13 protein-coding genes are annotated in these 16,816 nt (G+C 37.2%); all 13 read right to left on the bottom strand.

What is annotated here, in order from left to right; all coding sequences use genetic code 11:
• Window positions 1–72: 72 nt before the first annotated feature.
• The 13 genes from MUA88_RS04655 to hslV all read right to left on the bottom strand — a co-directional run bounded on the left by MUA88_RS04655 (window position 73) and on the right by hslV (window position 16,813).
• Window positions 73–4,383, bottom strand: a complete 4,311-nt coding sequence (locus MUA88_RS04655) for a PolC-type DNA polymerase III (protein WP_262605879.1) — start codon at window positions 4,381–4,383, stop codon at window positions 73–75.
• A 289-nt stretch (window positions 4,384–4,672) separates the two neighbouring features.
• Window positions 4,673–6,376: a proline--tRNA ligase gene (locus MUA88_RS04650; protein ID WP_262605878.1), complete on the bottom strand. Its 1,704-nt coding sequence runs from the start codon at window positions 6,374–6,376 to the stop codon at window positions 4,673–4,675.
• Window positions 6,377–6,403: 27 nt separating this feature from the next.
• Entirely contained in the window at window positions 6,404–7,684 is a 1,281-nt protein-coding gene (gene rseP, locus MUA88_RS04645; protein ID WP_262604946.1) for an RIP metalloprotease RseP, read from the bottom strand.
• 6 nt (window positions 7,685–7,690) lie between these two features.
• Window positions 7,691–8,821, bottom strand: coding sequence for a 1-deoxy-D-xylulose-5-phosphate reductoisomerase (locus tag MUA88_RS04640; protein WP_262604945.1), 1,131 nt, complete (start codon window positions 8,819–8,821; stop codon window positions 7,691–7,693).
• A gap of 15 nt (window positions 8,822–8,836) precedes the next feature.
• Window positions 8,837–9,619 (bottom strand): phosphatidate cytidylyltransferase, encoded by a 783-nt coding sequence (locus MUA88_RS04635; RefSeq protein WP_262604944.1) that lies wholly within the window; start codon window positions 9,617–9,619, stop codon window positions 8,837–8,839.
• Window positions 9,620–9,633: 14 nt separating this feature from the next.
• Window positions 9,634–10,395 (bottom strand): undecaprenyl pyrophosphate synthase, encoded by a 762-nt coding sequence (uppS, locus tag MUA88_RS04630; RefSeq protein ID WP_262605877.1) that lies wholly within the window; start codon window positions 10,393–10,395, stop codon window positions 9,634–9,636.
• Window positions 10,396–10,687: 292 nt separating this feature from the next.
• Complete coding sequence (gene frr / locus MUA88_RS04625) at window positions 10,688–11,242, bottom strand: ribosome recycling factor (protein WP_262604942.1); 555 nt, start codon at window positions 11,240–11,242, stop codon at window positions 10,688–10,690.
• Between the two features lie 18 nt (window positions 11,243–11,260).
• Window positions 11,261–11,983 carry a UMP kinase gene (gene pyrH, locus MUA88_RS04620; RefSeq protein WP_095116382.1) on the bottom strand — a complete coding sequence of 241 codons (723 nt, stop codon included), beginning with the start codon at window positions 11,981–11,983 and terminating at the stop codon, window positions 11,261–11,263.
• Between the two features lie 155 nt (window positions 11,984–12,138).
• Window positions 12,139–13,017: a translation elongation factor Ts gene (tsf, locus tag MUA88_RS04615; protein WP_262604941.1), complete on the bottom strand. Its 879-nt coding sequence runs from the start codon at window positions 13,015–13,017 to the stop codon at window positions 12,139–12,141.
• Window positions 13,018–13,104: 87 nt separating this feature from the next.
• Window positions 13,105–13,893 carry a 30S ribosomal protein S2 gene (gene rpsB / locus MUA88_RS04610; protein WP_095116378.1) on the bottom strand — a complete coding sequence of 263 codons (789 nt, stop codon included), beginning with the start codon at window positions 13,891–13,893 and terminating at the stop codon, window positions 13,105–13,107.
• Between the two features lie 164 nt (window positions 13,894–14,057).
• Window positions 14,058–14,831, bottom strand: a complete 774-nt coding sequence (codY, locus tag MUA88_RS04605) for a GTP-sensing pleiotropic transcriptional regulator CodY (protein ID WP_262604940.1) — start codon at window positions 14,829–14,831, stop codon at window positions 14,058–14,060.
• A 13-nt stretch (window positions 14,832–14,844) separates the two neighbouring features.
• Window positions 14,845–16,254: an ATP-dependent protease ATPase subunit HslU gene (hslU, locus tag MUA88_RS04600; protein ID WP_262604939.1), complete on the bottom strand. Its 1,410-nt coding sequence runs from the start codon at window positions 16,252–16,254 to the stop codon at window positions 14,845–14,847.
• Window positions 16,255–16,270: 16 nt separating this feature from the next.
• Window positions 16,271–16,813: an ATP-dependent protease subunit HslV gene (hslV, locus tag MUA88_RS04595; protein WP_262605876.1), complete on the bottom strand. Its 543-nt coding sequence runs from the start codon at window positions 16,811–16,813 to the stop codon at window positions 16,271–16,273.
• Between the last annotated feature and the right edge of the window lie 3 nt (window positions 16,814–16,816).

The raw sequence follows: 16,816 nt of genomic DNA, 5'->3' as shown, positions 1-16,816 counted from the left end.
TCTTTCTGCTTGAGTCCATTTTTATAAGCAATATTATTATAGCACATATCCAACATGACGACAAATGAGAAACTACATGTCAAAGATAGACAGTTGTGCTTTGTCTGGCATATTTGGTAATGAACCAAGTTCGTCCAGATATTCAATAATCTTTGCTGAAACACCCGCTTTTTTATTTAAATCTTCTTTTGATAAGAATGGTCCTTCTTCACGTGCTTCAACAATACGACGTGCTACGTTTTCACCTAGACCTGGTACTGCAATGAATGGTGGAATAAGCGTGTCACCTTCAATAATAAACTCGAAGGCTTGGCTTTTCTCTAGACTTACTGGTTGCATTTTATAACCACGGTGTGCCATTTCATTCATAATTTCTAAGACGACTAAAACATCTTTTTCTTTTTTACCTAGGTCCATAAAGCGACTGTACATATCTTTCACTGTATTTCGAATGCTATCTTTGTCTTTAATCATTGTTAATAGATCAAAGTCTGATGCACGGACTGTGAAGTAACTAGCGTAATAGTATAAAGGATGATGTACTTTGAAATATGCAATACGTACGGCCATTAGTACATATGCGGCTGCATGGGCTTTCGGGAACATGTATTTAATTTTTTTACATGAATCCAAATACCATTCTGGCACATCATTATCACGCATCGCTTGTTCGAACTCATCCGTTAATCCTTTCCCTTTACGTACGGATTCCATGATTTTAAAGGCAAGGGCAGGTTCCAGTCCAGCGTACATTAAAAATACCATGATATCATCACGACAACCGATACAGCTAGATAATGTACATGTTCCGCTTCGTACGAGGTCTTGAGCATTACCAAGCCATACGTCCGTACCGTGTGATAGGCCAGAAATTTGAACTAGTTCTGAGAAAGTGGTTGGTTTCGTATCTTCTAACATTTGACGTACGAAGCCTGTCCCAAATTCTGGCACACCGAATGTTCCTGTCTTAGCGAGAATTTCTTCTTCTGTCACACCAAGTGTTTCAGGAGAACTAAAGATACCCATTGTTTCTTTATCATCTACTGGAATCGTTTTTGGATCAATGCCAGAGAGGTCTTGTAACATACGAATCATGGTTGGATCATCGTGTCCAAGAATATCGAGTTTTAAGACGTTATCATGAATGGAATGGAAGTCAAAATGTGTTGTCATCCATGCTGAGTTTTGTGCATCTGCAGGATATTGAATCGGTGTGAAATCATAAATATCCATATAGTCTGGCACAACGATAATACCCCCTGGATGCTGACCTGTTGTACGTTTTACACCGGTACAACCTTTCACTAAGCGGTCTACTTCCGCACCACGTTTATGCATGCCTTGGTCATTGAGATAACCTTTTACGAATCCAAATGCTGTTTTTTCAGCGACTGTACCAATTGTCCCTGCACGGAACACATAGTCTTCACCAAAAAGCACTTTGGTATAGTTGTGCGCATGTGGTTGATATTCCCCACTAAAGTTTAAGTCGATATCCGGTACTTTGTCTCCTTTAAATCCTAAGAATGTTTCGAACGGAATATCTTGTCCTTCTTTAATCAATGGTGTTCCACATTCACATGTTTTATCCGGTAAGTCAAATCCAGAACCAACTGAACCATCATTAAAGAATTCACTCTTCTTACATTTTGGACAAATATAGTGTGGTGGTAACGGGTTCACTTCCGTAATTTCAGTCATTGTCGCAACAAAACTTGAGCCGACCGAACCACGTGACCCTACTAAATAGCCATCTTCTAATGATTTTTTAACCAATCGCTGTGAAATCAAATAAATAACCGCAAAACCATTACCAATAATACTGTCTAATTCTTTTTCTAAACGATCGATAACAATTTGAGGCAGGTCATCACCATACAACGCTTTGGCATTGCGATAACTCATTTCACGGATTTCTTCATTCGCACCATCCATATTTGGTGTATGTAACTTATCTTTAATCGGCACAACTTCTTCAATACGATCTGCAAGCGCACGCGTATTCGTCACAACTAATTCCTTAGCACGTTCTTCCCCTAAGAAATGAAAATCAGCTAACATTTCATCTGTAGTACGGAAGTGTGCTTCAGGTAATGTCGAACGGTTCAATGGATTACCTGGTTGTGATGCAATTAAAATCTTACGTGCAATGCCATCATGTTCATGTAAATAATGAACATTTCCCGTTGCAATCACCGGAATTTGATTGGTTTCTCCTACCGCAAGTATACGCTCATAAATTTCTACAAGTGTTTCGTGATCTCGAATCAGCTCTCGATCTAATAAGTCTTGATACAAAGCAGGTGGTTGAATTTCAATGTAATCATAATACTTCGCAATTTTTTCAACTTCTGCTTGATCACGTTGCATCACTGCTGTAAATACTTCCCCTTCATCACACGCTGTTCCGACAAGAATTCCTTCACGATGCTCATCTAATACCGAACGTGGAATACGTGGTGTACGGTAGAAATATTTCACTAATGATTGGCTGACAATTTTAAATAAGTTCTTTAAGCCCGTTTGGTTTTGTACGATTAACGTTACGTGTTGTGGACGCGCACGCTTATACGCATCTTCATTTGATAACTTTTGGTTAATCTCTTGATGATTATGTACATCTAATTCTTTCAACTGAGCTAACATCTTCACAAAAATATAGGCAGTTGCTTCTGTATCATAAATCGCTCTATGGTGTTGTGTGAGTTCTACACCATATTTTTTAGCTAAGAAGTTCAAGCCGTGCTTACCATAGCTTGTATTAATCGTACGAGAAAGCTCTAGCGTATCGATAACACCATTTGTTGAAGGTCCAAAGCCTAATCGCTCATATCCCGTATCAATAAAGCCCATATCGAAGGAAGCATTATGCGCAACAAATATCGCATCGCCGACCCACTCTTTAAATTCTGTTAAGACCGTTTCAATTTCTGGCGCATCTCTCAACATATCGTCATTAATATGTGTCAGGTTTTTAATCGTTTCAGATAATTTTTCATGTGGATTACTAAAGCGTTCAAACTTATCTATAATTTCGCCATCTTTTACTTTTACGGCAGCAAGTTCAATGATTTTATCATACTGGTTTGAAAGACCTGTTGTCTCAACGTCAAACACGACATAAGTGGCTGATTGAAGCGGTATATCTGTTGGCTTATAAGCAATAGGCACCCCGTCATCAACAAGCATCCCTTCCATACCATAAATCATTTTAATGCCATGTTTTTTCGCTGCAGCATATGCATCTGGATAGGCTTGTACAACATTGTGATCCGTTACAGCAATCGCATCGTGTCCCCATTTAGCCGCCTGTGCGACATAATCTCCAATATTCGTCACACCATCCATTTGACTCATCGCTGTGTGCAAATGGAACTCAACGCGTTTTTCTTCGGCTTTATCTTGTTTTTCCGTATGCTTAACTTCTTCAATGTCAGACATCATCATCACAAGATCACGGATGTACATATCCTCTTCAATGCGACCTTGCGCACGAATCCACTTACCTTCTGATAGTGCCTTGAAATGCTCTAAGTCATCTTTGTTTTTACGTGTGAACATTTTTAATACAAGTGAATCTGTATAGTCCGTTACTTTCAACTCAACAATATGACGTCCACTCTTCAACTCTTTCAAGTTAATATCAAAAATAACCCCTTCAATTGCCACTTTGAATTCTTCCTCAATAATGTCAGAAATTGGACGAACATTTTCAACTTGAATCGGTTTACCAATTTGGCATTTATCGACTGTTGCACCACTTTCTTCTTGTTTAGCACGTTGTTCTTTCATTTTTTCAATTTTTTCTGTTGCTTCACGCGCACTCTTTTCATCTTCTTCTTGTATATGCGCTTCTAACGATGCAAGATCATCATCTTGACCTGACGTATCTGTTTCAAACACGACTTTATCAACATCAAAACCACACTGTTTCAATGCTTTTACCAAACTACCATTACATACTTTATCAAAGTGATCTCGTTCAATATCATTTTGAACCAACACTTTTACGACTGGCCCAGAGATAATCAAACGTTTTTGACGTAATTGTCCTTTTACTTTTGGAGACAATGCCGTTTGATCAATACAGTCAGCGAAGTACTTTAATAAATACTCGTCTTGGTTGGCTGATGATTGTACGCGAATTTGCCAGTTTACCTTAGCAATATCTTTAAACGTTTCTTTCATCGCATGCGTGAATACAGCATAATCTTCATAACGCATTAAATATGGCAGTGTGATGTGGAACGTCCATTCACGTGTTTTTTCAGAAACATCCACACGTGTTAAAGCACTTTGCGACACCATATCTTCATCAAAATGATCGAGCATATTCAGTTGTTTAAGTAGAATTTTAAATTTTTCTTGGTTCTGTATGTCCATATTTTAATCCACCTTATTGATCGTATAGATAAAGCCTCTATATGTATAAAAATATGAATAGGAGTGGGACTGAAATCTCACTATTAACAAGAGTTCACAGCCCCACCCCAACTAGGATGCTTGAGTTTAACGAGCTTTGTAGAGTTTGGAACAAAAGTGCTTTTCATTTTGTCTCATCACTTATAGTAACTGTTTCTCAAAACATAAATTTACTATGTCTCAATCTCATTTTCATATCATTAATCTCAACAATTATATTCTATTATAGCAAATGCTTGCAATTGAAAGCTTAGAGTTGCTCATAAAGTCCATCGATATAATCAACTAATGCATCGACTTTGATTTCTTCACTTTCAACTGTGTCACGGCGTTTCACTTCTACGATACCGTCTTCAGCATTTTTACCGACAACGACACGAATTGGTAAACCGATAAGGTCAGCATCATTGAATTTAACACCTGCACGTTCTTGGCGATCATCATATAACACATCATATTTTTCTTGAAGTGTTGCATAAAGTTTATCTGATAACTCGCTTTGTGCTTCTTTTTTAGGATTCACTGTAATTAAATGTAAATCATATGGAGTTACTGACTTCGGCCAAATAATACCGTTATCGTCATGGTGTTGTTCGATAACAGCACTTAATGTTCTTGATACACCGATACCGTAGCAACCCATTGTTAAGTTTTGTTCACGACCTTGATTATTTAATACTGTCGCTTTCATTGCTTCAGAGTATTTTTCACCTAACACGAATACTTGTCCTACTTCGATACCTTCAGCAAACTTCGCTGGTCCCGAACCATCTGCAAGTGGTTCACCTTCAAGGATGAAACGGAAGTCTCCAAAGCCATCTACTGTAAAGTCGCGATCAATCACAGCATTGACGAAGTGATAGCCATCTTCATTCGCACCTACTGGGATATTGACTAAGTCTTGTACAGAATGATCTGCGTACACTTTAATATCACGATCTGTAACAGGGCCTAATGATCCAGGAGCAGCTCCTAATAAATTGCGAATCTCATCTTCCGTTGCCATTTCAATGTTATCTGTTTGGAAGTAATCTTTTAACTTCACGTCATTGATTTCATGGTGTCCTCTAATTAAAATCATCGCAAAGTCGCCATCCACTTTAAATATCATTGATTTCGTTGTTTGTTCTAATGGTAATTCTAATAATTCTGCAAGGTCTTTCGCCGTTTTAATATTTGGTGTTGCGATTTTTTCTAATGCTTTTGGTGCTTCTTTTTCTGCATCAGATGGTGTATAAACAACTTCTGCTTTTTCAATATTTGCAGCATAATCACTATTTTCACTGTAAACAATCGTATCTTCACCTATCGCACTCAATGCATGGAATTCATGTGTATAATTCCCACCAATCGCACCTGAGTCAGCAACAACTGGACGTACATTTAAACCGACACGTTTGAAAATGCGTTTATAAGCATCATACATATCTTGATACGTCTTCATTAAAGAGTCTTCATCCGTGTGGAAAGAATAAGCATCTTTCATGATAAATTCACGACCGCGTAATAAACCAAAACGTGGGCGCTTTTCATCACGGAACTTTGTTTGAATTTGGAAAAGTGTTAATGGTAATTGTTTATATGAACGCAATTCATCACGAACTAATGATGTGATGACTTCTTCATGCGTTGGTCCTAATGCAAATTCACGTTGGTTACGATCACGTAAACGCATCAGTTCTGCGCCATATGCTTCCCAACGTCCTGATTCTTGCCATAATTCTGCATGTTGTAAAACTGGCATTACCACTTCTACAGCATCAATACGTTCCATTTCTTCACGAATAATTTCTGAAATTTTGTGAATAGCTTTTGTTGCAAGTGGTAAATAACTGTACACACCTGCTGTATTTTGTTTAATCATTCCTGCTTTCAAAAGAAGTTGGTGGCTGATTGCCTCTGCTTCTGCAGGAACCTCACGTAATGTCGGTATAAAGACTTTCGATTGCTTCATTCTTAAAAATGCCTCCCTTTATATGAATTATAAGAAATATCTTTGTATGTCGTTCCAAGTAACTAAAATCATGATAATCATCACAAATACCGCACCTGCTGCAACAATAACTGTTTCAGCTTTTTTATTTGCTGGTTTTCTAAAAATAGCTTCGTATAATACGAATAAAATACGGCCACCATCTAATGCTGGAATTGGCAATAAGTTCATAATTCCTAAGTTGACACTTAATGCTGCTGTCCAAGTGATTAAGTTGATAAGCCCCGTTTTTACAACAGTGTCCACATTTTTATAAATACCAACAGGACCGTTTAACATATCAAAACTAAAATCACCCGTGAAGATACTGCCAATCATACTCACCACTGCAATAAAAATGAGTTTACCAAAACGTAATGTTTCTTCCCCTGCATATAGAATGGGGTCGACTAATGAACGCTCTTTAGTTGGTAAAAAACCAAGTTGGTAATCTGTTTGCTTACGGTTTTTAGTCACTGAGACTTCAGATTTTTCTGGTGTAAATTTTTTAGTAATGGTTTGACCATCACGATCCACCTTAATCTCAGTCTCTTTTCCATTTGTTTCTTTTAAGGCAGATTTCACATCACGAAAATGGTTGATTTTCTCTCCGCCAATTTCAGTGATCGTATCTCCTTTTTTAAGACCAATTTGTTCAGCTGCCATGCCTTTTGCAACTTGATCAATGGTCGGTGTCGGCGTACCTTGATAATATGCGAGCCCGAGCAATAATACAAAGGCCAAAATAAAGTTGAACAGTGGTCCAGCGAATAACGTTAAAAACTTTTGTAATGGTTTTTTGTGTGTAAATTGACGATCGCGAGGTGCAATTTGAATCAAACTACCATTCTCAACAAAGTATGCTTTTTCAGCAATCTTATATTGATGGCGTGCATCATCATATGCTGCGATACCTTCAATGTACATCTCTTCTTCTAAATCCACTTTTTTTACTTCAAGTGCTTCAATTTGTTGGAATTTATGTTGATCATCAAGAATGACATGTGTGATTTCATCTTGTTCATTCAACTTAATACGGATGTGCATCCCTGGTTGAACAGGTGATTCTTCTAAACCATCTCCAGCCATACGTACATATCCACCAACTGGTAAAAGACGAATGGTATACAATGTTTCATTTTTTCGGAAAGATAATATTTTTGGTCCCATCCCTATCGCAAATTCTGGACACATAATACCTGCACGTTTTGCAAAAAGCATATGTCCATATTCATGTACGGTAACAAGTAAACCAAAAACAATAATAAATGCAATAATGGTTACAAACACAGATTGCTACACCTCATATTCCTTATTTTTATACTGATGATCCACTGCTAATATTTGTTCAAGTGTCGGTTGTTGGATCACTTGGTGTGCGTCCATTTCTTTTTCAATGAGACGTTCAATATCTAGAAAGCCAATCTCACGGTTTAAGAATTTCGCAACAGCGACTTCATTAACTGCATTCAACACGACTGGCATAGTACCACCTATTTTCAATGCATCATAAGCGTATTTTAAACATTTATAGCGTTCTAAGTCCATTTTTTTGAAGTTGAGTTGTGCTACTTCTGCTAAGTTAAGCGCAGGTGCATCATGTTCGATGCGATTTGGATAAGTAAACGCATATTGAATTGGCATACGCATATCTGGTGTTCCAAGTTGTGCCATGACACTTGTATCAACAAACTCTACCATCGAATGGATAATGCTTTCTTTATGCAAAATTGTATCAATTTGATCAATTTCCAAATCAAATAACCATTTTGCTTCAATGACTTCAAAACCTTTGTTCATCATTGTAGCTGAATCAATCGTAATCTTTTGACCCATTGACCAGTTTGGATGATTTAAGGCATCTTCTACTGTTACATCTTCAAGTTGATCACGTGTTAAATCTCGAAATGAACCACCACTCGCAGTGATCGTAATTTTCTTCACTTGTCGATGATCTTCACCATTCAAACATTGAAAAATCGCTGCATGTTCCGAATCAACTGGTAAAATATTCACACCATATTTTTTAGCATGTGCCATGACGAGTTCACCTGCAACAACAAGTGTTTCTTTGTTTGCAAGTGCAATATCAATACCATGTTCTATTGCTGCAATGGTAGGTGGGAGTCCGACACTCCCAACTAATGCATTTAACACGAGATCATTGTGCGAGGCTGTCGCTACTTCCTTCAATCCCTCATCACCATATACAACTTTTACATCTAAGTGTGAAAATCGTTGTACATCTTCTTCAAATTGTACAGATACGATTTCTGGGTGAAGTCGTGATGCGATCGCAACAGCTTCATCAACACGACGTCCAACAGTTAAACCTACCAACTTAAAATGATCTGGATGACGTTCAATCACATCGATCGCTTGTTGACCAATCGATCCAGAAGCACCTAATATTGCTATGTTTTTCATTTATTTCACTTCACTTTACATTTGAATTAAGAATATATTCATTAATGGTAATACGAACATAAAACTATCAAATCGATCAAGAATACCACCATGTCCAGGTAAGAGACGACCCGAATCTTTAACACCAAAATGACGTTTAAATCCTGATTCCACTAGGTCGCCAAGCTGGCCAAACGCACTTAAAACCACTGTTAAGACAAGAATCCAAACCATATTCAAGTCAAATGATACAAAGAACATGAATACGATTGGTACTAATAGACTACAGAATAGACCACCAATAAATCCTTCGATAGTCTTATTTGGGCTAATCACTGGCCATAGCTTATGCTTCCCAAAAGAGCGACCAAATATGTATGCACCTGTATCTGTCAGCCAAACAATTAAAAGACCGAATAGAATGAAATGTAACCCTGCTTCTCGTGTTTCATAAAAATACATAAATCCTATACCGACGTATGCTACGGACATCAAACAAAAGGCAGCGTCCATAAAACTAAAACGGTTTTTAGACATGACGGTGTAACTTAAAATAACAAAACTTAAAATAATGAGCCCCTTTTGTTGTAAAATCGGCACCCATGTCCCAAATTCTTCAGGAAGCATAATGATCATCAAACCGGCTGCGCTTATCAATCCAGGTATTGATAGAAAGCGGATTCGATTCATATTCAACAATTCTTTCAAGGCAATTAATGCAAGACCAAATGTAAATACCATTAACGTGTTACCACCTATTAATAAAATAGGCAAAAACACAATCAGTGCGATTATTGTTGTAATCGTTCTAACCTTCATCTCAATACTCCTATCTACAATCCCCCAAAACGTCTTTGGCGCGATTGATATGTTTTTATACATGCTGTTAAATCTTCTTCACTAAACTCCGGCCACATTTTTTCATTAAAAATAAATTCACTATACGAAAGTTGCCAAATCAAAAAGTTGCTAATACGTTGTTCACCTGAAGTGCGGATCAATAAGTCAGGATCTGGGAATTCAGATGTCATTAAATAACGCGAAAACTCTTTTTCAGATAACTGATCAATCTCACTATCAGACGCATTTTTATATTGCTTAATGACTTGATGAATGCCATTCATAACTTCTGCACGTCCCCCATAATTAATCGCAAAAATAAGTGTTAAACCCGTATTATCAGCTGTTTTTAACTTTGCTTCTTCAATTGCTTGAATTGTTTTAGTTGGTAATTCATCCATAAAACCAATTGTTTCAACCTTTACATTTTTCTCAATGAGTTCTGGTAAAAATGTATTTAAAAAGTTAACAGGAAGTCCCATGATGTAATTAATTTCTTCTTGTGGCCTTGACCAGTTTTCAGTTGAGAATGCATATAACGTTAAATACTTCACATCTAAATCACTTGCTGCACGCGTAATCGCCTTAATTGTCTCCATTCCTTGATAGTGACCTTTAATTCTTGGCATTTTACGCTGTTTTGCCCAACGTCCATTACCATCCATAATGATCGCAATATGCTCTGGTATATGCTGCAAGTCTAACGCATCATGCTGCATCTGTTTATCGTCGTTCTTTCTAAATTTCTTAAACATGCGTGTTCCTCCGAGCCTATAGTGTCTCTAAAATATATCATCTTACAGTAAAACATTCACCTATCATTCTACCACACTCAATAAGCTCATTAAATAAACATAAAAAAAACTGTACCAAAGTCTGATTCGGTACAGTTTCAGTATTTTGATTCCTATTGTTCACCTATCGAATGGCACTCATTTCCATTCACATCTCAAATTGTAATAACCACTTCTATACATGAAGATTTCCATCCACATCATATATAACGCGATGCCACATTATGAGATGAATAGACGCAATACGTATCATCTATACAGACATAATATCTTTTTCTTTATCTGCAACGAGTTGATCAATTTCTTTAATTGCTTCATTCGTAACATCTTGTACTTCATCTGAAGAAGAACGTAATTCATCTTCTGAAATTTCACCGTTTTTCTCTTGTTTTTTCAATGAGTCATTCGCATCACGACGAATGTTACGAACTGAAACTTTTGCGTTTTCACCTGTTTTCTTCACTTCTTTAACAAGTTCTTTACGACGTTCTTCAGTTAAAGCAGGCACAGTAATACGGATCACTTCACCATCACTTGTAGGGTTCACACCTAAGTTTGCAGCAATGATGGCACGTTCGATTTCTTTTAATGATGTTTTATCATATGGAGAAATCACTAATAAACGTGCTTCAGGCACATTGATACTTGCTAATTGTTGAACAGGTGTTGGTGCACCATAGTAATCTGCATTAACGCCTGCTAAAAGGTTTGAATTGGCGCGACCAGCATTAATTTGTGCTAATTCACGCGATAAGTTTTCTGCAGATTTTTTCATACGATCTTTTGCGTCTTTAATAATTGCATTCATTAATAACTCACCTCTATATTATTTTGTAATGATTGTTCCAATATCTTCACCTAATACAGCACGTTTGATATTTCCTTCTTCCATAATTGAGAAGACTTTTAATGGAATATCGTTGTCCATACAGAATGAAGAGGCTGTTGAGTCCATTACTTGTAATCCTTCTTGTAATAATTGGATGTAAGTTAGGCGCTCATATTTTTGTGCATTTGGATCTACTTTTGGATCAGCTGAGTAAACGCCATCTACATTGTTTTTACCCATTAAGATTACTTCTGCTTCTACTTCAGCTGCACGTAATGCTGCTGTTGTATCAGTAGAGAAGTATGGGTTACCAATACCTGCTGCAAAAATAACAACACGTTTTTTCTCTAAATGACGAATAGCACGACGACGAATATAAGGTTCTGCTACTTGTTTCATCTCAATTGATGTTAACACGCGCGTATCACAATCAAGTTGTTCGAGACTATCTTGTAATGCTAATGCGTTCATTACTGTTGCAAGCATTCCCATGTAGTCCGCAGTACCACGGTCCATGCCTAAGTCACTTCCCGTTTTCCCTCTCCAGATGTTACCGCCACCAACAATAACGGCTACTTCTGTATCAAGTTTCGCTACTTCAGCTACTTGTTGTGCAATACTTTTGATAATGATTGGATTAATACCAAATCCTTTTTCTCCTGCCAATGCTTCTCCACTAAGTTTCAAAACGACACGCTTATATTTTGAAGTTTCAGTCATCATTAATTAACCTCTCTATACATATTATATGGAACAATACAAGTAAAGAAGACACAATAGGTATCTTCCTTAGCCACGGCTTCAACATCAATGCATTGAAGTCATGCAAAGGAGGACACAACAGGTGTCTTCTTTCTTATACAAAACCGTGTTGATTATTTCATTTGTCCTTTTACTTCGTCCGCAAAGTTTTCTTCGCGTTTTTCTAAACCTTCACCAACTTCGTAACGTACGAAGTCAACTAATTTACCACCTTTTGATTTAAGGAATTGTTCAACAGTTTGGTCAGGATCTTTAACGAAGTCTTGGTTAACTGCACAGATTTCTTGTAAATATTTACGTAAACGACCTTCAACCATTTTTTCAACGATGTTTTCTGGTTTACCTTCGTTTAATGCTTGTTGTTTTAATACTTCTCTTTCGTGAGCGATTTCTTCTTCGCTTACTTGATCAGATGAAACATATTTAGGGTTGATTGCAGCGATGTGCATAGCAACGTCTTTTGCAGCTTCTTCGTCAGTTGAACCTTCAACAACTGAAAGTACACCAATGCGTCCACCCATGTGTAAGTATGCACCGAATGCATCATTATCAGTTTTAGTTCTTACTTCGAAACGACGTAAGCTTAATTTTTCACCGATTGTTGAAATTGCTTCTGTCATGTGTTCAGAAACTTTTTTACCGTTTGGTAATGTTGTTTCATTTAATGCTTCTACAGTATCAACTTTAGTGTCAAGGATTTGGTTAGCGATTTCTTTTACAAGCTCTTGGAAACCTTCGTTACGTGCAACGAAGTCAGTTTCAGAGTTGATTTCTACAACTACAGCGTCGTTACCTTTAACTTCTACATGTGTAATACCTTCAGCTGCAATACGGTCTGCTTTCTTAGCAGCTTTTGCGATACCTTTTTCACGAAGGTAGTCAATCGCTTTATCGATATCACCTTCAGTTGCTTCAAGCGCTTTTTTACAATCCATCATACCAGCGCCAGTTCTTTCACGTAATTCTTTTACAAGTTTAGCTGAAATTGCCATTCAGTATTCCTCCAATATTAATTTATAGTTTATTTTAAAAAAAGGGAGATAAGCATCAATATCTTATCACCCATTTAAAGATTCTACTTACTTAGATTCAACAGATGCTTCAGTTGATTCTGCTTCAGTTGTTTCTGCTTTTTCATCTTCATTTAAGTCGATGTTTTGCTCAGCTGCTACTTCGTCGTTAGATACGCCTTGTTGACCTTCTAAGACAGCGTCAGCCATTTTACCAGTTAATAATTTAACCGCACGAATCGCGTCATCGTTCGCTGGGATAACGTAGTCGATTTCATCTGGGTCACAGTTTGTATCAACAATACCAACGATTGGAATGTTTAATTTACGTGCTTCAGCAATCGCGTTACGCTCTTTACGAGGGTCAACTACGAATAATGCTTGAGGCATTGATTTCATATCACGAATACCGCCTAAGAATTTGATTAAACGGTCGTATTCTTTTTTAAGTTCAACAACTTCTTTTTTAGGAAGTACGTCGAATGTACCGTCTTCTTCCATTTTTTCAATTTCTGAAATGCGGTGTACACGTTTAGAAATTGTTTTGAAGTTTGTTAAGATTCCACCTAACCATCTTTGGTTAACGTAGAATTGACCAGCACGTTCTGCTTCAGCTTTCACTGATTCTTGTGCTTGTTTTTTAGTACCTACGAATAAGACTTTACCGCCTTCTTCAGATACTTGTTTCACGAAGTTGTAAGCTTCTTCAACTTTTTTCACTGTTTTTTGTAAGTCGATAATGTAGATACCGTTACGCTCAGTGAAGATGTACTTTTTCATTTTTGGGTTCCAACGGCGTGTTTGGTGACCGAAGTGAACACCAGCTTCTAACAATTGTTTCATTGAAATAACTGCCATAATAAAATTCCTCCTATTGGTTATCTTCCTCCACGTTAACTCATATAAAAACGATTTGAACAACCGCACCCATTTATATGCTCGTTAGACGTGTGTGTTTTGGCTTTTCATAGCCGCATATAAATATACCATATTGGTTCTCTATATGCAACAGTAAAAACTGATTATTCTACACGCTCTAATTCTTCAAGAAAGGCTTGTTTTTTAACTTTAATAAATGTCCCTTTCATACCAAGTGAACGTGATTCAATAACACCTGCACTTTCTAATTTACGTAAAGCATTTACGATCACTGAACGTGTAATACCCACACGGTCAGCTACTTTTGATGCAATAAGTAATCCTTCTGTACCACCAAGCTCTTCAAAAATGTGATCAATTGCTTCTTTTTCAGAATATGATAAAGAGTTGATTGCCATTGAGATGGCTGCTTTGTCGCGTGCTTCCGCTTCAATTTCAGAATGTTTTTCACGTAGAATTTCCATACCAATAACTGTTGCAGCATATTCTCCTAATACAAGGTCGTTTTCTTCAAATGGTTCTGATAAACGGCCAAGCACTAATGTACCTAAGCGTTCCCCACCACCAATAATTGGGAAGATTGTTGTCTCTGAGTCTTCAAATAAGCTTCTGCTTTCAAGTGGGAAGACTGATAATGGGTCTTCAATATCAATGTTAGATGTTGTTTCATAAACATGCATTAACTTTTCCGTATATGCATCTGGAATATGTTTGTCATCTAACATTTTAATAATACGGTCATTTTTTAATAATTCATTTAGGCAAGATCCTAAGATTTTACCTCTTCTTGAAACGATAAATACGTTTGTCACTGTTACTTTACTAATTGTTTGTGCAACATCTTTAAAGTTTACCGAAATCCCTTTATGTTTTTGTAATAAGCTACTTAATTCTCTCGTCTTTGATAATAAGCTCATATTTCTACTCCTTTTATAAAATAAATTCACTTAAATCTTTATTTGTTGAAATTGTTTTTAACTTGTCGTCTACATACTGTGGCGTAATATCAACATGTGCATGTGGCATATTCGCCGCTTCAAATGATAAATCTTCTAACATTTTTTCTAAAATTGTATGCAATCGTCGTGCACCAATGTTGTCCGTTTCCTGGTTGACATGATATGCCATTTCAGCAAGGCGTTGAATTGCTTCTTCTGTAAAGTTCACAGTCACTTCTTCCGTCTGAAGCAATAATTCATATTGTTTAATCAATGATAATTTTGGTTCTGTTAAGATTCTTACAAAGTCATCCACTGTTAAACTTTCAAGTTCTACACGAATTGGGAAACGCCCTTGCAATTCCGGAATCAAGTCACTTGGTTTAGATACATGGAACGCACCTGCACCGATAAATAACATGTGTTCCGTACTTACCGTACCATATTTTGTTTTAACCACGCTACCTTCAAGAATAGGTAGAATGTCACGTTGAACACCTTGGCGTGACACATCTTGGCCCATTCCTTGACTGTTAGATGTGGCTACCTTATCAATCTCGTCAATAAAGATAATCCCCATCTGTTGTGCCAAATCTAATGCTTCTTGATTTGCTGTCTCATGATCAATCATTTGATCTGCAAATTCATCAGTCAATATTTTACGTGCTGTTTTAACAGGTACTTCTTTCTCAACTTTTTTCTTAGGCATCAGTTGATTCATCATTTCTTGCATTTGCTCATTCTGTTGCGTTCCTAACATACCAAGTGCACCTGGGTCTTGTTCGACTTTGATGCGTACTTTTTCTTCTTCCAATTGACCCGCTAAAAGTTGACGTCTGATTTCAGAACGCTTAGTTTTAATTTCTTCTGTTGGTGGCTCTTCCTCTTCTTCTTGTTGCTGACCAAAATTAGGTAATGCTCCACCAAACAGCGATTCTAATGGGTTGTTCATATTTTGTGCTGCTTTCTTCTTCAGACTCGGCACAAGCAATTTAACAAGTTTGTCATTTGCTTTAGCTGAAGCTTCATCTTGAACAGCTGCCTTTTTTTGATCTTTAACTAATCGCACTGCAACATCAACAAGGTCACGGACCATGCTTTCAACATCACGACCTACATATCCAACCTCAGTGAACTTTGTCGCTTCTACTTTTACAAACGGTGCTCCAACAATTTTGGCCATACGTCTTGCAATTTCAGTTTTACCGACACCTGTAGGTCCCATCATTAAAATATTTTTTGGTGCAATCTCTTGTTTCGTTTCTTCATCTAACAAACTGCGACGATATCGATTTCGTAATGCAATCGCAACTTTTTTCTTCGCTTCATCTTGTCCTACTATATACATATCCAACTCTGAGACAATATCTTTTGGCGTTAACTTAATACCATTTGTATTCATCAAATATAAACCTCCATTATAATTCTTCAACGATGATATGGTCATTTGTAAATACACATATCTCAGATGCAACTTTTAAACTTTCATATGCCATCTCACGTGCTGAAAGATGAGATGCATGTCGTTTTAAAGCACGACCTGCACTTAGTGCAAAGTTACCACCTGAACCAATTGCAATTAAATCATCATCAGGTGCAATCACTTCACCCGTACCGCTCACAACTAATAAATTGGAAGCATCCATGACGATAAGCATTGCTTCAAGTTGACGAAGCTGCTTATCTCCTCGCCATTCTTTAGCAAGTTCTACTACGGCTCTTTCTAATTTACCGCTGTACTGCTGTAGTTTGGTTTCAAACTTTTCAAAGAGCGTAAAAGCGTCAGCAACACTACCAGCGAATCCAGCAATAACTTTGCCATTGTATAATCTTCTTACTTTTTTGGCGGTGTTTTTCATAATCACTTGTTGCCCTAATGTCACTTGACCGTCACCAGCCATTGCAGCTTGTCCATTATGTCTCACTGCATAAATCGTTGTTGCATGAATTGATGAACTCATAAA

Origin of the sequence: Staphylococcus sp. IVB6240, assembly GCF_025558425.1 — a bacterium.
Taxonomy (GTDB): Bacteria; Bacillota; Bacilli; order Staphylococcales; family Staphylococcaceae; genus Staphylococcus.
Note: the sequence above shows the minus strand (reverse complement) of the source record. Positions and strands in the feature narration are given on the sequence as shown.

Bases quoted from the DNA above. Each gene is read 5' to 3' on its own strand.
- MUA88_RS04655 (WP_262605879.1), bottom strand. From the start codon at position 4,383: ATGGACATACAGAACCAAGAAAAATTTAAAATTCTACTTAAACAACTG.
- MUA88_RS04650 (WP_262605878.1), bottom strand. From the start codon at position 6,376: ATGAAGCAATCGAAAGTCTTTATACCGACATTACGTGAGGTTCCTGCA.
- MUA88_RS04640 (WP_262604945.1), bottom strand. From the start codon at position 8,821: ATGAAAAACATAGCAATATTAGGTGCTTCTGGATCGATTGGTCAACAA.
- MUA88_RS04635 (WP_262604944.1), bottom strand. From the start codon at position 9,619: ATGAAGGTTAGAACGATTACAACAATAATCGCACTGATTGTGTTTTTG.
- uppS (WP_262605877.1), bottom strand. From the start codon at position 10,395: ATGTTTAAGAAATTTAGAAAGAACGACGATAAACAGATGCAGCATGAT.
- frr (WP_262604942.1), bottom strand. From the start codon at position 11,242: ATGAATGCAATTATTAAAGACGCAAAAGATCGTATGAAAAAATCTGCA.
- pyrH (WP_095116382.1), bottom strand. From the start codon at position 11,983: ATGACTGAAACTTCAAAATATAAGCGTGTCGTTTTGAAACTTAGTGGA.
- tsf (WP_262604941.1), bottom strand. From the start codon at position 13,017: ATGGCAATTTCAGCTAAACTTGTAAAAGAATTACGTGAAAGAACTGGC.
- rpsB (WP_095116378.1), bottom strand. From the start codon at position 13,893: ATGGCAGTTATTTCAATGAAACAATTGTTAGAAGCTGGTGTTCACTTC.
- codY (WP_262604940.1), bottom strand. From the start codon at position 14,831: ATGAGCTTATTATCAAAGACGAGAGAATTAAGTAGCTTATTACAAAAA.
- hslU (WP_262604939.1), bottom strand. From the start codon at position 16,254: ATGAATACAAATGGTATTAAGTTAACGCCAAAAGATATTGTCTCAGAG.
- hslV (WP_262605876.1), bottom strand. From the start codon at position 16,813: ATGAGTTCATCAATTCATGCAACAACGATTTATGCAGTGAGACATAAT.